The organism is Pseudomonas inefficax, from assembly GCF_900277125.1.
Classification (GTDB): domain Bacteria; phylum Pseudomonadota; class Gammaproteobacteria; order Pseudomonadales; family Pseudomonadaceae; genus Aquipseudomonas; species Aquipseudomonas inefficax.
In genome coordinates this window covers 319,980-339,773 of record NZ_OPYN01000001.1, presented here as the reverse complement: position 1 = coordinate 339,773, position 19,794 = coordinate 319,980, and the positions used below count along the sequence as shown (strand labels likewise).

Genomic DNA, 19,794 nt, shown 5'->3' with positions numbered 1-19,794 from the left:
GCTTATTCTGTCGGTAACGTCAAAACAGCAAGGTATTAACTTACTGCCCTTCCTCCCAACTTAAAGTGCTTTACAATCCGAAGACCTTCTTCACACACGCGGCATGGCTGGATCAGGCTTTCGCCCATTGTCCAATATTCCCCACTGCTGCCTCCCGTAGGAGTCTGGACCGTGTCTCAGTTCCAGTGTGACTGATCATCCTCTCAGACCAGTTACGGATCGTCGCCTTGGTGAGCCATTACCCCACCAACTAGCTAATCCGACCTAGGCTCATCTGATAGCGCAAGGCCCGAAGGTCCCCTGCTTTCTCCCGTAGGACGTATGCGGTATTAGCGTTCCTTTCGAAACGTTGTCCCCCACTACCAGGCAGATTCCTAGGCATTACTCACCCGTCCGCCGCTGAATCAAGGAGCAAGCTCCCGTCATCCGCTCGACTTGCATGTGTTAGGCCTGCCGCCAGCGTTCAATCTGAGCCATGATCAAACTCTTCAGTTCAATACTGCTTGGGTTTTTAAGAAACCCTAAACTTGGCTCAGCAATCTCAAATGACTATGTGATTTCTCGCATGGCCACTTGTGATGCTGATAATCTTTGTGACTATCAGTCCGTACTCACAAGCACCCACACGAATTGCTTGACTCGATTTGTTAAAGAGCGTTTGGTTAAGAGCTTTTCGTCTCAACCGAGGCGCGCATTCTACGCTTTCCTCATTTGCTGTCAAGCGTTAATTTTGAAGTTTTTTGCGAGAAACTCGTTTAGCTTCAAACACTTGACTCGCTGCGATCTCTCGTAGCGGGAGGCGAATCATACAGCGTTTAGAAGCGCTGTCAACCATCATCTCAACCACTGCGATCTAGCGACCGAAGCACTCCCGATACTACCTGAATCGCCTAACTAATTGATTTTCAAGAAGTTTTGCGCTTCGACTACGTCGGAAGTGGGGCGCATTATAAGGGGATTCAAAACCGCGTCAACCCTTAATTACAAGAAACCTCGATATCGCTGAAAAGCAAAGCGGGGAGGCCTGACGGCCTCCCCGCTTTTCACCAAGGCCAAACGCCCTTAAAGCACACCAGTACTGCGCAGCCGCTGCACCTCACCGGTATCCAGCCCCAATACATCCTCCAGCACCGCCTCGGTATGCTCACCCAGCAGCGGCGGCGCGCGACGGTACTCAACCGGCGTCTCCGACAGCCGTATCGGGCTCGCCACCTGCGGCACACTCCCCGCCAGCGGATGCGGAATACTTACCGCCAATCCGCGCGCCAGCACCTGCGGGTCCTGGAACATCTGCGCCAGGTCATTGATAGGCCCGCACGGCACCCCTGCTGCCTCCAGTTGGCTCACCCACTCCGCCGTGCTCTTGAAGACGGTGGCCTGGCGAATCAAAGGAATCAGCTCGGCCCGGTTGGCCACCCGCAGCTTGTTGGTAACGAAACGCGGGTCGTCCGCCCATTGCGGCTGCCCGGCCACCTCGGCGAACTTGCGGAACTGGCTATCGTTGCCCACGGTAAGGATGAAGTCGCCATCCGCCGTCGGAAAATCCTGATAAGGCACGATATTGGGGTGCGCATTACCCAGACGACGAGGAGGGTTGCCCGTGGTCAGATAATTCATCGCCTGGTTCGCAAGGCAGGCCACCTGCACATCCAGCAGCGCCATGTCGACATGCTGGCCCACCCCGGTCTGCTCGCGATGGGCGAGGGCAGCGAGGATTGCCACAGTTGAATACAACCCGGTAAGGATATCAGTCAACGCCACCCCGACCTTGACCGGCCCCGCACCTTCTTCACCCTCCGGGCGGCCGGTCAGGCTCATCAGCCCGCCCAGCCCCTGGATCATGAAGTCATAACCCGCGCGTTTGGCATAAGGCCCCGTCTGGCCAAACCCCGTAATGGAACAATAGATAAGCTGCGGGTTTATCGCCTTCAGGCTCTGGTAGTCCAGGCCATAGGCAGCCAATCCGCCTACCTTGAAGTTCTCGATGACGATATCGGACTTCGCCGCCAGTTCACGCACCAGGCGCTGCCCCTCGGCCTGGGTGAAGTCGATGGTCACCGAGCGCTTGTTGCGGTTGGCCGACAAGTAATAGGCCGCCTCACTGGTGTTCTCACCCCCGGCATCCTTGAGGAAGGGCGGCCCCCACGAACGGGTATCGTCACCACTGCCAGGGCGCTCGACCTTGATCACATCAGCGCCAAGATCAGCGAGAATCTGGCCAGACCATGGGCCGGCCAACACGCGAGAAAGGTCCAGCACCCGCAGATGTGATAGCGCGCCCATGGGCTGGCTCCTTATCAATAGAAGGCCTGGATACCAGTCTGCGCACGCCCCAGGATCAGCGCATGCACATCGTGGGTACCTTCGTAGGTGTTGACCACTTCCAGGTTAACCAGGTGGCGGGCCACGCCGAACTCATCGGAAATACCATTGCCACCCAGCATGTCACGCGCCATACGGGCAATATCGAGCGCCTTGCCGCAGGAGTTGCGCTTCATGATCGACGTTATCTCCACTGCAGCCGTGCCTTCGTCCTTCATCCGCCCCAGACGCAGACAGCCCTGCAGGGCCAGGGTAATCTCGGTCTGCATGTCGGCCAGTTTCTTCTGGATCAGCTGGTTGGCAGCCAACGGACGACCGAACTGGTGACGGTCAAGGGTGTACTGACGCGCGGTGTGCCAGCAGGCTTCCGCGGCGCCCAGCGCACCCCACGAGATGCCATAACGGGCGGAGTTCAGGCAGGTGAACGGGCCTTTGAGGCCGCGTACATCCGGGAAGATGTTTTCCTCTGGCACGAACACATTGTCCATGACGATTTCGCCAGTGATCGAGGCGCGCAGGCCGACCTTGCCGTGAATCGCCGGCGCACTGAGGCCCTCCCAACCCTTTTCCAGGACAAATCCGCGGATATCACCTGCATCGTCCTTGGCCCATACCACGAATACATCGGCGATCGGGCTGTTGGTGATCCACATCTTGCTGCCGCTCAGACGGTAGCCGCCGTCGACCTTCCGGGCACGAGTGATCATCGAACCCGGGTCGGAGCCGTGGTTAGGCTCGGTCAGGCCGAAGCAACCGATCCATTCGCCGCTAGCCAGTTTGGGCAGGTACTTCTGCTTTTGTGCCTCGGTACCGAACTCGTTGATTGGCACCATCACCAGCGACGACTGCACGCTCATCATCGAACGATAACCCGAGTCGATACGCTCTACCTCGCGAGCAATCAGGCCATAGCACACGTAGTTCAGGCCACTGCCACCGTATTGCTCGGGAATGGTGGCGCCCAGCAACCCGACCTCGCCCATTTCACGGAAGATCGCCGGGTCGGTCTGCTCATGACGGAAGGCCTCGAGCACGCGCGGGGCCAGCTTGTCCTGGGCGAACTGATAAGCGCTGTCACGCACCATGCGCTCTTCTTCAGTGAGCTGCTGATCGAGCAACAGCGGGTCGATCCAGTTGAAGCTTGCTTTACCGGCCATGAGCGAAATCCTCGAAATAGTGGGCAGTTTCTTGTGCCTTTGAGCCTAGGCCTGATCGTCCGCCGGGACAAACGAGGATTGCGCACCAATTAGTGATAATTTGTCACTTCGTAAATCGGCAAAACGCCATATTGACAGCCTGACGAGTGAGGTTGACGTACATGCGTCGCAAGATCCCCAGCACCACCGCCCTGATATGCTTCGAGGCAGCGGCGCGCAACGAGAGCTTTACCAAGGCCGCCCAGGAACTTGCCCTGACCCAAGGCGCCGTCTGTCGGCAGATAGGTGGCCTGGAAGCCTTCCTTAATGTGGAGCTATTCCGCCGCTCGCGCCGCGGCGTGAAGCTGACCGAAGCCGGCCTGTCCTATAGTCGGCAGGTGGCCGCCCAACTGGACGCGGTAGAGCGCGATACCTTGTCGGTAATGCGCCAGCAGGGCGCCAACGTGATCGAGCTGGCCGTGGTGCCCACCTTCGGTACCCAATGGCTGCTTCCGCGGCTCAAGGACTTCCAGCAGCGTCACCCGGAGGTCACCGTCAACCTCACCAACCGCACCCGGCCATTCCTGTTTGCCGACACCACCTTCGATGCCGCTATCTATTTCGGCGATGCCGACTGGTCCGGCACGCAGTCGCACCGGCTGATGGGGGAAAACCCGGTACCGGTGTGCAGCCCGGCGCTGCTGGACGGGCAGGGCGCACTCGACGCGCTGCGCATTGCCCAACTGCCACTGCTGCAGCAGAGCACGCGTCCCTATGCCTGGCGGCAATGGTTCGGCAGCGTCGGCATGAATGTGGAACGCGACATGACAGGCCCGCGCTATGAACTATTCTCGATGCTCGCCCAGGCGGCCATGCATGAGATGGGCATCGCCCTGATTCCGCCGTTCCTGATACAGCGCGAGTTGGAGGAGGGTAGGTTGGTGGTCGCTAACAGGCATGCCCTGAGTAGTGACAAGGCCTACTATCTGATGATTCCGGAACGCAAGGTTGAGTCGGCTTCGCTGCGCGCCTTCCGCGACTGGCTGGTAAGTCAGGCCCAGGCATATACGGCGAAGACATGACAGAGCACGACAAAGCTGACCTCGTAGTCAATTATTTTTAACACCTACAGATATATGTATTTGTCGCATCTACATAAACTGTTATGCAGATGCAAAAATCCCCTTTTACCCTGCTTACGGCGCGGCTTTGCCGGTTATTTTGCGACATTCACGAAGCCATAAGCGAATTGACCGCAAATTTTTTGTTTTTTTCTCCTAATCTGCCAATAGCCCATGTTTGACGGGCCGCAGCCTGACTGTTGCGACATACGGTCACAGGGTGACTTGTAGTTTTAACTTCGTTTCGCTTCAGAACTGGTTGAAGGCCCCTGGCTTCGTCTGCAAAATGCTTCGCCCGCCCGGGATTCGGCGGGTCGGCGCTCCACAGCCGCCCCAGTGCACCATCCGAAGTGTGCTGGCTTTTACAAAGACAAAAGGTCACCGCAGGAGAAATAGTCGTGCACATTGGTGTTCCTCTCGAGACGCAGACCGGTGAGACAAGGGTCGCTGCGACCCCGGAAACCATCAAGAAACTGATTGGCCAGGGCCATCAGGTCACCGTCCAACGGGGGGCAGGGCTCAACGCCAGCATTCCGGACAGTGCCTATGAGGCCGTGGGCGCTTCCCTGGGGAGTGCAGCCGATGCCTACGGTGCCAAATTGGTGCTCAAAGTGGTCGCCCCCAACGACCAGGAACTGGCCCTGATCAACAGTGGCAGCCTCCTGGTGGGCATGCTCAACCCCTTTAACAGCGAGCTGATCGGCAAGATGGCCGAGCGCGGCATTACCGCATTCGCCCTGGAAGCCGCGCCGCGCACCTCGCGGGCGCAGAGCCTGGACGTGCTGTCGTCGCAGGCCAATATCGCCGGTTACAAGGCGGTGTTGCTGGCTGCCCATCACTACCCACGCTTCATGCCCATGCTGATGACCGCCGCCGGCACCGTAAAGGCCGCGCGCGTGCTGATCCTGGGCGCGGGCGTTGCCGGCCTGCAGGCCATTGCCACGGCCAAGCGCCTGGGCGCGGTGATCGAGGCGTCCGACGTACGCCCGGCCGTGAAGGAGCAGATCGAGTCGCTGGGCGCCAAGTTCATCGACGTACCCTACGAAACCGATGAAGAGCGCGAGTGCGCCGAAGGTGTCGGCGGTTACGCCCGGCCGATGCCGGCAAGCTGGATGCAGCGCCAAGCCCAGGCCGTGCACGAGCGCGCCAAGCAGGCGGATATCGTCATTACCACTGCTCTGATCCCGGGGCGCAAGGCACCGACCTTGCTCAGCGCCGAAACCGTAGCGCAGATGAAGCCTGGCTCGGTGGTCATCGACCTCGCAGCAGCCCAAGGCGGCAACTGCCCACTGACTGTCGCCGACCAGGTAGTACAGGAGAACGGCGTGATCATCGTCGGCCCGACCAACCTGCCGGCCCAGGTGGGCGCCGATGCCTCGGCGCTGTATGCACGCAACCTGCTGGACTTCATGAAGCTGCTGTTCGACAAGGACGGCGCGCTGGTCATCAACCTCGAAGACGACATCGTCGCGGCCTGCCTGATGTGCCGTGATGGTCAGGTCGTCCGCAAGAACGGCTAAGGAGCACGACAATGGAAGACATGCTGATATCCCATGGCATCTACAACCTGATCATCTTCGTGCTGGCCATTTATGTGGGCTACCACGTGGTGTGGAACGTCACCCCGGCGTTGCACACGCCGCTCATGGCCGTGACCAACGCCATCTCCGCGATCGTCATCGTCGGCGCCATGCTGGCCGCCGCCCTGACGGTGACCCCTGCCGGCAAGCTCATGGGCACCCTTGCAGTGGCGTTGGCCGCGGTCAACGTGTTCGGTGGTTTCCTGGTCACCCGTCGCATGCTCGAGATGTTCAAGAAGAAAACCAAGAACGAGGCGCAGAAGTAAGCATGAGCATGAATCTGGTAACGCTCCTCTACCTCGTCGCCTCGGTGTGCTTCATCCAGGCGCTCAAGGGCCTGTCGCACCCGACTACCTCGCGGCGCGGCAACCTGTTCGGCATGATCGGCATGGGGATTGCCATCGTCACTACGGTCGGCCTCATTTACAAGCTCGGGGCCGAGCTTGCTACCGCTGGCATCGGCTACGTTCTCGTGGGCCTGCTGGTCGGCGGCACCGCCGGTTCGATCATGGCCAAGCGGGTCGAGATGACCAAGATGCCGGAGCTGGTCGCCTTCATGCACAGCATGATCGGCCTGGCTGCGGTGTTCATCGCCATCGCCGCGGTGCTGGAACCGCAATCGATGGGCATCGTTGCCGCCATGAGCGACCCGATCCCCACCGGCAACCGCCTGGAACTGTTCCTCGGCGCTGCCATCGGTGCCATTACCTTCTCCGGCTCGGTCATCGCCTTCGGCAAGCTGTCGGGCAAGTACAAGTTCCGCCTGTTCCAGGGCGCACCGGTACAGTTCGCCGGCCAGCACAAGCTGAACCTGATCCTCGGCCTTACCACTATCGCCCTGGGCCTGCTGTTCACCTTTACTGGCCACTACAGCGCCTTCACCCTGATGCTGGTTTTGGCCTTCATCATGGGCGTGCTGATCATTATTCCGATCGGGGGCGCCGACATGCCGGTGGTGGTGTCGATGCTCAACAGCTATTCGGGCTGGGCAGCAGCCGGTATCGGCTTCTCGCTGAACAACTCGATGCTGATCATCGCAGGCTCCCTGGTCGGTTCGTCCGGTGCCATCCTCTCGTACATCATGTGCAAGGCGATGAATCGTTCGTTCTTCAACGTCATCCTCGGTGGCTTCGGTGGTGATACCGATGCTGGCGCGGCGCAGGGCTCCAAAGAGCAGCGCCCGGTGAAGTCCGGCTCGGCCGACGATGCCACCTTCCTGCTCAGCAACGCCGACAGCGTGATCATCGTCCCAGGCTATGGCCTGGCGGTGGCACGCGCACAGCACGCGCTCAAGGAACTGACCGAGAAGCTGAGCCACAACGGCGTGACCGTGAAGTACGCGATCCACCCGGTGGCGGGCCGTATGCCCGGGCACATGAACGTGCTGCTGGCGGAGGCAGAGGTGCCATACGACCAGGTGTTCGAGATGGAAGACATCAACGCCGAGTTCGGCCAGGCCGATGTAGTGCTGGTGCTGGGCGCCAACGATGTGGTCAACCCGGCGGCGAAGAACGATCCCAAGTCGCCGATCGCAGGCATGCCTATCCTCGAAGCGTTCAAGGCCAAGACCATCATCGTCAACAAACGCTCGATGGCCAGCGGCTATGCCGGCCTGGACAACGAACTGTTCTACCTCGACAAGACCATGATGGTGTTCGGCGACGCCAAGAAGGTCATCGAAGACATGGTGAAGGCGGTGGAGTGACAACGGCCGCTGCAAACCAGCTGATATAAAGGAAGCCCCGGTCAGAATCTGCCGGGGCTTTTCTTTTATTGATCCGGATCAACGGCTCTATTCCAAGGCTCCTCATACGACCATGGTCGTGGGACGGCAGGGGGCGAAGTCTCTAGACTGCGCTGCAGTAGTTTCAGTAGCCCGAGATAACAATCCATGTACCGTGATCGTATCCGCTTGTCCTCCCTGCACAGCAAGGTAATGAGTGCGGCTGATGCCGCTGGTCTGATCGAGGATGGCATGACCGTCGGCATGAGCGGTTTCACCCGCGCCGGCGAAGCCAAGGCCGTACCACATGCACTGGCCGAACGTGCCAAGCAGTCGCCACTGAAAATCAGCCTGATGACCGGCGCCAGCCTGGGCAACGACCTGGACAAGCAACTGACCGAGGCTGGCGTACTGGCTCGCCGCATGCCGTTCCAGGTCGACAGCACCCTGCGCAAGGCCATCAACGACGGCCAGGTGATGTTCATCGACCAGCACCTGTCGGAAACCGTCGAGCAGTTGCGCAACCAGCAACTGAAGCTGCCGGACATCGCGGTCATCGAAGCCGTGGCCATCACCGAGCAGGGCCACATCGTGCCAACCACCTCGGTGGGCAACTCGGCCAGCTTCGCGATCTTCGCCAAGCAGGTAATTGTCGAGATCAACCTCTCGCACAACACCAACCTCGAAGGCCTGCACGACATCTATATCCCGACCTACCGCCCGACCCGCACGCCAATCCCGCTGGTCAAGGTCGACGACCGTATCGGCAGCACCGCCATCCCGATCGACCCGGCCAAGATCGTCGGCATCGTCATCAGCGACCAGCCGGACTCGCCGTCCACCGTATTGCCGCCGGATGACGAAACCCAGGGTATCGCCGACCACCTGATCAACTTCCTCAAGAAAGAAGTCGAAGCTGGCCGCATGACCAACAAGCTTGGCCCGCTGCAGGCCGGTATCGGCAGCATCGCCAACGCAGTGATGTGCGGCCTGATCGAGTCGCCGTTCGAAGACCTGACCATGTACTCCGAAGTACTGCAGGATTCCACCTTCGACCTGATCGACGCCGGCAAGCTGAGTTTCGCCTCGGGCAGCTCGATCACCTTGTCGACCCGCCGCAACGCCGACGTGTTCGGCAACCTGGAGCGTTACAAGGACAAGCTGGTTCTGCGCCCGCAGGAAATTTCCAACCACCCGGAAGTGGTTCGTCGCCTGGGCATCATCGGTATCAATACCGCGCTGGAGTTCGACATCTACGGCAACGTCAACTCCACCCATGTCTGCGGCACCAGGATGATGAACGGCATCGGCGGCTCGGGTGACTTCGCTCGTAACGCACACCTGGCTGTGTTCGTCACCAAGTCGATTGCCAAGGGTGGCGCGATTTCCAGCGTGGTGCCGATGGTCAGCCATGTCGACCATACCGAGCACGACGTTGACATCCTGGTCACCGAGCAAGGCCTGGCCGACCTGCGTGGCCTGGCGCCACGTGAGCGCGCCCGGGCGATCATCGACAACTGTGTGCACCCGGACTATCGCGCAGCGCTGAACGACTACTTCGATCGCGCCTGCCAGCGTGGCGGCCATACCCCGCACATCCTGCGTGAAGCCCTGAGCTGGCACGAGAACCTGGAAGAAACCGGGCGCATGCTGGCTAGCTGATCCAGTTGTGGTACGGAACGGCGGCCCTGCTTCCGCTGTTCCGGTCTTTATCCTTGTGATCCTGGGGCCGCTTTGCGGCCCTTTCGCGACACAAGGCCGCTCCTACAGGGGCCAGCATTACAGCACCCATAGTTTTCTGGAAAAAACTGTACTACTGTACTGGTTGTTTTTAGCTCTTCCGCCCGAAAAATCTCTTCACCGAAGCCATAACGCACCAAACAAGTGCGGACCAGTACAGTTGCGCCTATTTCGAGTGCAACAGTAGGGTTACACAGTTAACTGGACCATCGTCTTTCAACCGAACTGTATCTACTGTTATGGACGACAGAGGAGGATCATTGGCATCAGTTAAATCACTACCTAATCCCGCCATAAGCGGAAGGATGAAGCATCATGGAACGTACCCTCAGTTCCGGTCTGGTTTTCGAAAGCAACGCCCAGCAGTCCAACACTTCGCTGCCGCTGCGCGCCCTGTCTACCCTGCTGCTGTGGCAGCGCCGTATGGCCAGCCGCCGTCAACTGGCTCGCCTGGATGCCCGCCTGCTGGCTGACGCTGGTATCAGCGAGTCGCAGCGTTACGAAGAGCTGAGCAAGCCTTTCTGGCGCTAAGCTCCGGCTTGCCGGCTTCGGCCGGCACCGCGAATTCCCAAAACCCGTTGCAGGTGACTGCGACGGGTTTTTTGTTTGCAGGTGGCATTCCAGAGCCTTTTACGGGCAAACATGTACAGTTTGAAAAATCTAAAAACAAACCAGAACAGTTTATTGGCGCGCTGTTCATTAACATCCAGAAACACCGGCGCGTGATACGCTTGGCGTAACAGTCTGGTAGAAGCACTGTTGAAAAGTACCGCGACGAGCTGTGCGAGCGTCCGATAAAGCAGAACCCCCCGACCCTAGTCCAGGAGTCCACGATCATGTCCCGTAAATACCTGATTGGCGCCGCCCTGTTGCTGAGCCTGGCCGGCACCGTAAACGCCACCAGCTTCGTTGTCACCACCGACGCCGTCGTTGGCGCGGTAGCCGCGTCCACCGATGCAACTTCCGATATTTCCTCCTCGTTCCGTGACGACAAGATCGTCCAGGCCGCCCGTGACGACGCCGCCAGCTTCGTTGGCAGCCAGGGCGACATCCGTGGCGCCAAACTGGAAAGTGCTTTCCTGCACATCCGCTCGCAGATGCCAGCCCTGCAGGCCAGCGACGCACAACTGGCCCAGGCCATCCTGGCGCTCTGACATCGGCTGAGCCGTTCGGCTGTGCTGCTTATCACCAGCACAGCCTTATCCACCTTTGCCACCCACGTTTCCAGCTGTTGTAGAGCCCATGCGTTATCTGTTGCCGTTGCTGTTCTCCGTTGTTGGCATGGCCAGCGCCCATGCCATGGATACCACTACGCAAAGCCTGGTCATCACCGGCTATGTCACCAGCCAGGTCACCACCGCACCGTTCGACCGCAAACTGGTCCGCCAGGCCCAGGACGATGCCGCTGCCTTTGTCGCCAGCGACGGCCAGATCCGCGGTGCACGGCTGGAGGCGGCGCTGGAATCATTACGCCACAATTGCGCTCGGCATACCGTCGGCGATCTGGAACTGGCGCAGGCAATTCTCGTCCAATAACTACATCTGACTCCCTGTATTTTTTCGGAGATGCTCCATGCGTAAACCGCTGATTGCCGCTACCCTCGGCATGTTGCTGCTGGCCGACCTGGCCCAGGCACAGACCCTGGTGGCCACCAGCAACATCATCGTGCGGGCCTTTGGCCGTTCGATCGATTTCACCTCTGACACCACCACTTCGATTCGCGACTCCAAAGTGGTGCGCGAAGCCCATGACGATGCCGCCAGCTTCGTCGCCAGCAACGGCGACATTCGCGGCGCCCAACTCGAGGCCGCCTTCAACACCCTGCGCGAGCGCGTGCCGCAAGCGCGCGATGCCAGCGACCAGGTACTGGCTGAAGCCATCCTCGCGCTGTGAACCGCGTGCGCGCCTGGCTGCTCGGCTGCGCCCTGACGCTGCTCGGCACGCCCGCCTTGGCCGACCTGCAGCTTGAGCTGCAGGCGTCCGGCCTTGACTCGCAGCAGGCCAAAGCCACTCAGGCTCTGCTCGACGAAGCCATGGGCAAGCTGCCCCCTGGCTTCAAGCAACAGTTGAACCGCCGCGTGCGGGTCAGCTGGAGCGACAACATGCCGGCCGACGCTTATGGCCAGGCATCGCTGGTATCTACCCTCGAACTCAATCGCCGGCTGCTGCCCAGCCTCACCGATGGCAGTGCTGCCACCGAGCGCACCAACCGCCCACATGGCACGGTGCGAGAAGAACTGCTGGCCACCGTGCTGCACGAACTCACCCATATCTACGACCGTGCCCGGCTGTGGCCCAGCGCCGAGAACGCGCTGATCGCCCGCTGCAAGCGCCAGCAAGGTACGTTGGGCAAGGTCGGCCTGCCAGAAGCATGCCGTGGCCAGGCCGAACGCCGCTTCACCCTCAGCGACGACCCGCGCCTGCTCGACCTGGCCGGCTGGCAGCAGTACGTGGGCCGACGCGGCGAGCGCGAGCAGCACAACGGCCAGTTCGTGCGCAGCCCCGACAGCTATGAACTGAGCAGCCCAAAGGAGTACATCGCGGTCAACATGGAGTACTTCCTCCTCGACCCGAGCTACGGCTGCCGCCGTCCGGCGCTGAACCAGTACCTGCGCGAACACTTCGGCTGGGCACCACAACAGGACACTTGCGCCAAGGGACTGCCGTTCATCAATGCCGGCAGCGACTTCGCCCGCCAGCCACTGGGCGAAATCGACCCCGAGCGGGTCTATGAGGTGGACTACCTGCTGGCCGAAGCCAACCAGAACCTGGTCAGCCGCTGGGGCCACAGCATGCTGCGCCTGGTGATCTGCAAGCCGGGCCGCCCACGCGGGCCGGACTGCCGTCTGGACCTCGACCAGAGCCTGGTGCTGTCGTACCGAGCCTTCGTCAACGATGTGCAGCTTTCCAGCTGGGACGGCCTGGTCGGCGCCTATCCCTCGCGCCTGTTCGTGCTGCCGCTGGGCCAGGTGATCGACGAATACACCAAGACCGAACTGCGCAGCCTGGCGTCGGTGCCCTTGCGGCTCAATCGCGAGGAGATCGAGAACCTGGTGCGCCAGGCCGCCGAGATGCACTGGAGCTACGACGGCAACTACTGGTTCCTGTCCAACAACTGCGCAGTAGAGTCGTTGAAGCTGCTGCGCAGCGGCACCGCCAACCCACGCCTGAACGACCTCGACAGCATCATGCCCAATGGCCTGCTGGCCGTGCTCAAGGGCAGGGGGCTGGCCGACACCAGCGTGCTCGACGACCCCCGCGAGGCGCTGCGCCTGGGTTATCGCTTCGATTCTTACCGCGACCGTTACCAGGCCATGTTCGAGGTATTGAAGAAACAGCTGCCAATCAAGCAGGCCAAGGTCGAAGACTGGCTGGCCCTGGATGCCGAACAACGGCGGGGCTGGTTCGCCCAGGCTGACCTGCGCACCAGCGCCGCCTTGCTGCTGCTTGAACAGGCCAGCTTGCGCCGGCAACTGCTGCTGGCTCAGGATGAGGTCAAGCAGCGCTACCTGAACGCCGCTGCGCTGAACGATGGCAGCGTCAGCAAGGCCGATGCGACCCTCAGGCAGATGCTTGCCAACAGTGGTTTCCTCAGCCGCCCGGCAGAGCTGCTCGACAGCAAGGGCTACGGGCTGCCGCAGCCGCAGGAGCGCAAGCACCTGGAGCAGGTCAGCAGCGAGCGGCAAGCGCAGTTGCTGCGCTTGAGCACCAGCCTGGACAAAGAGGTGAGGGCGCTGCTGGAGCCGTCGCGGGCCAGGGAGATTGCGGCAGTGGAAGCCAATGTGAAGCAGGTGGGCGAGCATCTGCGGGCGCTGCACAAGGCTGCCGGTGGCCTGCAGTTGTGATGATGGCTGCACCGGCCCTATCGCCGGCAGCACCAACACAATCTCTTACAGGTTTTCCTCCGCCTCCGAAGGCAAATCCTCATCCAGGTGAAGCCAAGGCAACCGGCTAGCCACCCAGATATGCCGATTGGCCCGCACCCGTTCCGGGTGGTCCAGCGTCGCTACCGTCACATCCACCGTCTCCGGGCTATGTGTAGTCACCAATGCCACATGCGCCCCGCAATGCCCACAGAAGTACCGGCTGCAGCTGGCCGGTGCCACATAGCAGTTCGGCTCGCCTGCCAGCCACTGGAACCCCGAGCGGGGCAGGGTGAGCCAGGTCACCACAAGCCCGCCGCTGACCCGCCGACAGATCGAACAATGGCAATGGGCAATGTCCGTCAGGTCGCCCTCCAACCGATAACGCAAGGCGCCACAATGGCAGCCACCCTCGGTCACATCCTGCATCACCTACCTCTCGTCGCCTTTGCTTCGGCGAAAGCTGGCTGAAAGCTTGCCCTCATAGGATAGCCCCCACTACCGGCACAAGACCGGTCAGCCAGGGCACCCGGTAACCACCGCGCCCGGCCCAATCAACAACAACAATGGTGATTCTGATGTATTCCTGTGCCCGATTTTCCGTAGCCTCCCTCCGCATGCTCCACGCACAGCGCCAAACGCGCTGATCCGCCCGAATCGACTTTCCTTTCGCCGCGCCACGCCTGGAGTATTGCCATGCTGACCTTCCTCGGCTTTGCCATGGTCATCACCTTCATGTACCTGATCATGACCAAGCGCCTGTCGGCCTTGATCGCGCTGATCCTGGTACCGATCCTGTTCGCCCTGTTCGGCGGTTTTTCCGCCAAGATCGGCCCGATGATGCTCGAGGGCATCAGCAAGCTCGCACCTACCGGCGTGATGCTGATGTTCGCCATCCTCTATTTCGCCCTGATGATCGACTCCGGCCTGTTCGACCCGGCCGTGCGCAAGATCCTCAAGCTGGTCAAGGGTGACCCGCTGAAAGTCTCCGTCGGTACCGCAGTACTGGCCCTGGTGGTCTCGCTCGACGGTGACGGCGCCACCACCTACATGATTTGCTGCGCCGCCATGCTGCCGATGTACAGCCGCCTGGGCATGAGCCCGCGGATCATGGCCGGCCTGATCATTCTCGCCGGCGGGGTGATGAACATGACCCCCTGGGGTGGCCCGACCGCTCGCGCCGCCAGCGCACTGCACGTGGACCCGTCGGACATCTTCGTACCGATGATCCCGGCCATGCTGTTCGGCGTGCTGGCGATCCTGGCCATCGCCTACATGTACGGAAAGCGCGAACGTGCCCGCTTGGGCGAATTGCACCTGCCCACCGACGACATCGACCACAGCGAAATCACCGTTTCGCAGTACCCGGACGCGCGCCGGCCAAAACTGCTGTACTTCAACGGTGCCCTGACCGCAGCCCTGATGGTCGCGCTGATCGCCGGCGTGCTGCCGTTGCCCGTGCTGTTCATGATCGCCTTCAGTATCGCCATGATCGTCAACTACCCGTGCCTGCAGCAGCAGAAAGACCGCATCGCCGCCCACGCCGGCAGCGTGCTGGCGGTCACCGGGCTGATCTTTGCCGCCGGCATCTTCACCGGCATACTGTCGGGCACCGGCATGGTCGACGCCATGTCCAAGAGCCTGCTGTCGGTCATCCCCGAGGCGCTGGGCCCATACCTGGCGGTGATCACCGCGATCGTGAGCATGCCGTTCACCTTCTTCATGTCCAACGACGCGTTCTACTACGGCGTGCTGCCGGTGCTGGCCGAAGCTGCCAGCCACTACGGCATCAGCCCGGTGGAAATGGCCCGTGCGTCGATCGTCGGGCAGCCGGTACACCTGCTCAGCCCCCTGGTACCCTCCACCTACCTGCTGGTGGCCCTGGCCGGCATCGAGTTCGGCGATCATCAGCGCTTCACCTTGAAGTGGGCAGTGCTGGTGTGCCTGTGCATAATGCTCGCCGCGCTGCTGATGGGCATTTTCCCGCTGTTCAGTAGTCTTTAATAAACGCGTATTTCCCTAACGCAACGCGCCCTGATACGGGCGCGTCGCCTTTACCGTTCGAAGGAAAACAAATGGAATGGCTGACCAGCCCGGAAATCTGGGTTGCCTTTTTTACCCTTACCGCGCTTGAGATCGTCCTCGGTATCGACAACATCATCATGATCTCGATTCTGGTCAGCCGCATGCCCAAGCACATGCAGCCGCGCACCCGGATCTTCGGCCTGGCCCTGGCCATGGTCACCCGTATCATGCTGCTGCTCTCGATCACCTGGGTAATGCGCCTTACCGCCGACCTGTTCGTGGTCCTTGGCCAGGGCATCTCCGGGCGTGACCTGATCCTGTTCTTTGGTGGCCTTTTCCTGCTGTGGAAAAGCTCGCAAGAGATCTACCACGGCCTGGAAGGCGAGGACGAGAACGCGGAAGAGCCGAAAGGTGCAGGTGGCAAGTTCTTCTATACCATCATCCAGATCGCCATCATCGACATCGTGTTCTCGCTGGACTCGGTGATCACTGCAGTGGGCATGGTGTCCCACGTACCGGTAATGATCGCCGCGATCATCGTCGCCGTGCTGGTAATGATGCTGTGCGCAGGCGCCATCAGTGACTTCATCGACAAGCACCCGTCGCTGAAGATGCTCGCACTTTCTTTCCTGATCGTGGTCGGTACCGTGCTGATTGCCGAAGCCTTCGACGTGCATGTGCCGAAAGGCTACGTCTACTTCGCCATGGCGTTCTCGCTGGCAGTGGAAGCCATCAACATTCGCATGCGCACTGCCTTGGCCCGCAAGAACGGAAAAGAGCATGACCCAGTGAAACTGCGCAAGGACATTCCGGGTCAATAAGATCAGGAAGTGCAGGACACAAAGGGCCCTTCGCAGGGCCCTTTTTCATGCCCGGATTACTGAATTATGCCGATTGCTGTACTGGCCTCTTCGCGGGCACGCCCGCTCCCACAGGGATAGCACAGGCCCTTAAGGTGGTGTGGTATTTGTGGGAGCGGGCGCGCCCGCGAAGAGGCCAGCACAGGCAATCATTCATTTGCAGTGTGTTTCAAATAAATGGCAGCCATGCGAAGCTGGCGACAGCTGCGCAAAACAACTAAAGCTTTGAGTGAGCACTGAAAATTCTTCAAACGCTCACGCTTCGTCTCTTGGCCCTCTGGGCCAATGCAACAGGGGGCCGTCGCCATGCTGACCCTGCTCAACCTGCTCTCGGCCGTTACGCTTCTGGTCTGGGGCACCCACATCGTGCGCACCGGCATCCTTCGGGTATTCGGCTCGAGTCTGCGGCGCATCATCAGCCAGAACATGAGCAAACGCCCGCTGGCGTTCGTCGCCGGCATTCTGGTCACGGCCATGGTGCAAAGCAGCAATGCCACAGCCATGTTGGTCACCTCGTTCGTCGGCCAGGGGCTGATGGCCATGACTCCGGCCTTGGCGATCATGCTCGGCGCCGACGTGGGTACCGCCCTGATGGCCCGGGTGCTGACCCTGGACCTGTCCTGGCTGTCGCCGCTGCTGATCTTCCTGGGTGTGATCTTCTTCCTCTCGCGCAAACAGACGCGGGCCGGCCAGCTGGGCAGGGTAGGCATCGGGCTTGGTCTGATCATCCTGGCATTGGAGCTGATCGTGCAGGCAGCGACACCCATCACCCACGCCCAGGGCGTGAAGGTGCTGTTCGCTTCGCTGACCGGCGACATCATGCTCGACGCCCTGGTCGGCGCACTGTTCGCCATGATTTCCTATTCCAGCCTGGCCGCCGTGCTGCTCACCGCAACGTTGGCCGGTGCCGAAGTGATCAGCCTGCCGGTGGCCATCGGCCTGGTGGTTGGCGCCAACATCGGCAGCGGGCTGCTGGCCTTCATCAGCACCAGCATGCAAAACGCCGCCGGGCGCCGCGTGGCACTGGGCAGTTTGCTGTACAAGCTGATCGGCCTGTTGCTGATCATCCCCGTGCTGCACCCGCTGGTGGGCTGGATGGACTCACTGAGCTTCAGCGCACAGGAGCTGGTCATCGGCTTCCATCTGCTCTACAACACGCTGCGTTGCCTGATCATGCTGCCCACGGTCAAACCCATGGGCCGGCTGTGCAACAGCCTGCTGCCCGAACGGGAAAACGGCAACGGCCAGATTCGCCCGCGCCATCTCGACACCTCGGCGCTGGAAACCCCCAGCCTGGCCTTGGCCAACGCCTCCCGCGAAACCTTGCGCCTGGGAGATATCGTCGACAGCCTGCTCGAAGCCATGCTCGCGGCCCTGCGCGGCACCCAGGCCGCCCTGCCGCAGCAGGTGCGCGCCTTGGGCGAGGATGCCGAAGCCCTGTATAGCGCGATCAAGCTGTACCTGGCGCAGATGACGCGTGAAGACCTCAGCGAGCAGGACAACCGCCGCTGGGCAGAAATCATCGAACTGGCGATCAACCTCAAGCTGGCCTGTGACCTGATCGAGCGCATGCTGCGCAAGGTGCAGCAGCAGAAAACCAGCCAGCGCCGGGAGTTTTCCCAGGTGGGCCTGGAAGAGCTGACCGGCTTGCAGGAACAGCTGCTGGCCAACCTGCGCCTGGGCTTGTCGGTGTTCCTCAGTGCCGACCCGGAAAGCGCCCGCCTGCTGCTGCGGGAAAAACGCCGTTTTCGCGCCCAGGAACGGCGCCTTGCCCACGCCCATGTCAGCCGCCTGCAGCGCAAGGTAGTGCAAAGTATCGAGACCAGTTCGCTACACTTGGAGCTGATCGCCGACATGAAACGGTTGAACTCTTTGTTCTGTAGCAGTGCCTATGTGGTACTGGGCGGCTCGGACACGGGCGGGCTGATGCTCGACAGCGTGCCGGACGAAGCCCGTTTGCCGTGATTTCGCCTACCTGAGGACCCAAGCTCGCCCATGCGTTGCCTGATGTTCGTTTGCCTGCTGATCTGCAGCCTGCCCTCGTTCGCCCTCGACCGCTCGCGGGTTGAAGGTTACCTTTTACCCAATGGCCTTCAGGTCATCCTGAAAAACGGCTATGAACGTGACCATGTGGCGATTCGCCTGGTGGTCGGCGTCGGCCTGGATGACTTCAATTGCGAGCAGAAAGAGCTGCCGCACCTGCTCGAACACCTGCTGTTCAGCGGCATCGACGCAACCGGCGAGGGGGGCCTGGAAGAGCGCCTGCAATCGTTGGGCGGCGAGTGGAACGCCTATACCAGCAGCGCCGACACTACCTTCGTCATCGAAGCCCCGGCGCGCAACCAGCGCAAGGTTCTCGACCTGCTGCTGGCAGTGATTCACGACACCCGCATCGATGCCAAAGCCCTGGCCACTGCCAAGCGCATCATCGAGCGTGAGGATGGCGGCCACTATGGCCACCTGCAGCGCTGGCTCGACCGCCAGGACATCGGCCACCCCGCCAGTGACCAGCTGGCCACCGAGCTGGGCCTGAAATGCCCGGAGCGCTCCAACCTCGACGACATGACACTGGAGCAGGTGAACACCTTGCGTGACCGCTGGTACGCGGCCAACAACATGACCCTGATCGTGGTCGGCGGACTCGACCGCCTGCTGCCGGCCTATCTGGAGCGCACCTTTGGCGAACTGCCCGCCACCGAGCCGGAGGAACGCCGCACCCTGGAAAGCATCGGCCAGCAAGCTGAACAGCGCCGCGACCTGACCCGCGGCTGGTTGGGGGACAGCGTCAAGCTGCACTGGTTGTTCGTCGAGCCAGTGCTGGACAACGACCACCAGGCCACCCTCGACCTGCTGTCGCACTACCTGGATTGGGCGCTATACGATCAACTGCGCCTGCGCAACGGGTTGTCCTACGGCCCCTCGGCAAAACGCGAGAGCTTTGGCGACACCGGCCTGCTGAGCCTCAATGCCGACCTGGAGCGCGAGGACATCGACCAGGCGGTCGAGGTGATGCAGAAGTTGTTCGACCACCTGCGCAAGGAAGGCCTCGACCCGGACATCTTCGAGCGCATCAAGTACGCCAGCGTCGCCAAGGAAAGCTGGAGCACCCAGGGCAACAGTGCCTTGGCCGACTACTACTGGGGCGCGTTGAACGACTATAGCGACGGGCGCTTCGCCAACCCGGTGCGCAAGTTGCGCCAGGTAAGCCTGGCGCAGGCCAACGAGGCGCTCAAGGAACTGCTCAAGGAAGATGGCTATGTGCGTATCGAGAAGCCGTTCCTTGGCTATGATGAGCTCTACGGGCTGGTTGCCTTGCTGTTGGGGCTGATCCTAGCGGCGGGGCTGTTGCGCTGGCGGCGGCATGGTCCGGAAAAGCCGGGCGGTGCTACACGCTAGCGGTGAATCGGCGGTATCCTTTTGCCA

Annotated in this window: 17 protein-coding genes and 1 rRNA gene; 14 read left to right on the top strand and 4 right to left on the bottom strand. The window is 61.1% G+C overall.

Annotated elements, in window-relative coordinates; all coding sequences use genetic code 11:
* The 3 genes from JV551A3_RS01665 to JV551A3_RS01655 form a co-directional block, all read right to left on the bottom strand.
* Positions 1-495, bottom strand: a 16S ribosomal RNA gene (locus JV551A3_RS01665); the annotation flags it as partial.
* Between the two features lie 567 nt (positions 496-1,062).
* Complete coding sequence (locus JV551A3_RS01660) at positions 1,063-2,283, bottom strand: CaiB/BaiF CoA transferase family protein (RefSeq protein WP_133969865.1); 1,221 nt, start codon at positions 2,281-2,283, stop codon at positions 1,063-1,065.
* A gap of 14 nt (positions 2,284-2,297) precedes the next feature.
* On the bottom strand, positions 2,298-3,479 hold the full coding sequence (locus JV551A3_RS01655) for an acyl-CoA dehydrogenase (protein WP_133969864.1): 1,182 nt from the start codon (positions 3,477-3,479) through the stop codon (positions 2,298-2,300).
* A 161-nt stretch (positions 3,480-3,640) separates the two neighbouring features.
* Here JV551A3_RS01655 and JV551A3_RS01650 point away from each other — a divergent pair, with 161 nt between their 5' ends.
* The 10 genes from JV551A3_RS01650 to JV551A3_RS01605 all read left to right on the top strand — a co-directional run bounded on the left by JV551A3_RS01650 (position 3,641) and on the right by JV551A3_RS01605 (position 13,468).
* Positions 3,641-4,540, top strand: a complete 900-nt coding sequence (locus JV551A3_RS01650) for a LysR family transcriptional regulator (protein ID WP_133969863.1) — start codon at positions 3,641-3,643, stop codon at positions 4,538-4,540.
* 437 nt (positions 4,541-4,977) lie between these two features.
* On the top strand, positions 4,978-6,099 hold the full coding sequence (locus JV551A3_RS01645; protein WP_133969862.1) for a Re/Si-specific NAD(P)(+) transhydrogenase subunit alpha: 1,122 nt from the start codon (positions 4,978-4,980) through the stop codon (positions 6,097-6,099).
* A gap of 11 nt (positions 6,100-6,110) precedes the next feature.
* Positions 6,111-6,425: an NAD(P) transhydrogenase subunit alpha part 2 gene (locus JV551A3_RS01640; protein WP_003256966.1), complete on the top strand. Its 315-nt coding sequence runs from the start codon at positions 6,111-6,113 to the stop codon at positions 6,423-6,425.
* Between the two features lie 2 nt (positions 6,426-6,427).
* On the top strand, positions 6,428-7,864 hold the full coding sequence (locus tag JV551A3_RS01635; protein WP_015268505.1) for an NAD(P)(+) transhydrogenase (Re/Si-specific) subunit beta: 1,437 nt from the start codon (positions 6,428-6,430) through the stop codon (positions 7,862-7,864).
* Between the two features lie 186 nt (positions 7,865-8,050).
* Positions 8,051-9,544, top strand: a complete 1,494-nt coding sequence (locus JV551A3_RS01630) for an acetyl-CoA hydrolase/transferase family protein (protein ID WP_112251753.1) — start codon at positions 8,051-8,053, stop codon at positions 9,542-9,544.
* A 393-nt stretch (positions 9,545-9,937) separates the two neighbouring features.
* On the top strand, positions 9,938-10,153 hold the full coding sequence (locus JV551A3_RS01625) for a DUF1127 domain-containing protein (RefSeq protein WP_112251752.1): 216 nt from the start codon (positions 9,938-9,940) through the stop codon (positions 10,151-10,153).
* A 305-nt stretch (positions 10,154-10,458) separates the two neighbouring features.
* On the top strand, positions 10,459-10,776 hold the full coding sequence (locus tag JV551A3_RS01620) for a DUF2388 domain-containing protein (protein WP_133969861.1): 318 nt from the start codon (positions 10,459-10,461) through the stop codon (positions 10,774-10,776).
* An 88-nt stretch (positions 10,777-10,864) separates the two neighbouring features.
* Complete coding sequence (locus JV551A3_RS01615) at positions 10,865-11,158, top strand: DUF2388 domain-containing protein (protein ID WP_025337246.1); 294 nt, start codon at positions 10,865-10,867, stop codon at positions 11,156-11,158.
* Positions 11,159-11,195: 37 nt separating this feature from the next.
* Positions 11,196-11,516 (top strand): DUF2388 domain-containing protein, encoded by a 321-nt coding sequence (locus tag JV551A3_RS01610; RefSeq protein ID WP_003256970.1) that lies wholly within the window; start codon positions 11,196-11,198, stop codon positions 11,514-11,516.
* The gene (locus JV551A3_RS01605; protein WP_133969860.1) at positions 11,513-13,468 is read left to right on the top strand and encodes a DUF7844 domain-containing protein; all 1,956 of its coding nucleotides are present in this window, start codon (positions 11,513-11,515) and stop codon (positions 13,466-13,468) included. The genes JV551A3_RS01610 and JV551A3_RS01605 overlap by 4 nt, the downstream gene beginning before the upstream one ends.
* A gap of 45 nt (positions 13,469-13,513) precedes the next feature.
* Here JV551A3_RS01605 and JV551A3_RS01600 read toward each other — a convergent pair whose 3' ends face one another.
* Positions 13,514-13,915: a GFA family protein gene (locus tag JV551A3_RS01600; protein ID WP_133969859.1), complete on the bottom strand. Its 402-nt coding sequence runs from the start codon at positions 13,913-13,915 to the stop codon at positions 13,514-13,516.
* A gap of 267 nt (positions 13,916-14,182) precedes the next feature.
* Here JV551A3_RS01600 and JV551A3_RS01595 point away from each other — a divergent pair, with 267 nt between their 5' ends.
* The 4 genes from JV551A3_RS01595 (at position 14,183) to JV551A3_RS01580 (ending at position 19,767) form a co-directional block, all read left to right on the top strand.
* Positions 14,183-15,490, top strand: a complete 1,308-nt coding sequence (locus JV551A3_RS01595; protein WP_015268498.1) for a CitMHS family transporter — start codon at positions 14,183-14,185, stop codon at positions 15,488-15,490.
* Between the two features lie 71 nt (positions 15,491-15,561).
* On the top strand, positions 15,562-16,332 hold the full coding sequence (locus JV551A3_RS01590) for a TerC family protein (protein ID WP_112251747.1): 771 nt from the start codon (positions 15,562-15,564) through the stop codon (positions 16,330-16,332).
* 345 nt (positions 16,333-16,677) lie between these two features.
* Positions 16,678-18,336 (top strand): Na/Pi cotransporter family protein, encoded by a 1,659-nt coding sequence (locus JV551A3_RS01585; protein ID WP_112251746.1) that lies wholly within the window; start codon positions 16,678-16,680, stop codon positions 18,334-18,336.
* A gap of 30 nt (positions 18,337-18,366) precedes the next feature.
* Positions 18,367-19,767, top strand: a complete 1,401-nt coding sequence (locus JV551A3_RS01580; protein ID WP_112251745.1) for a M16 family metallopeptidase — start codon at positions 18,367-18,369, stop codon at positions 19,765-19,767.
* The last annotated feature ends 27 nt before the right edge of the window (positions 19,768-19,794 follow it).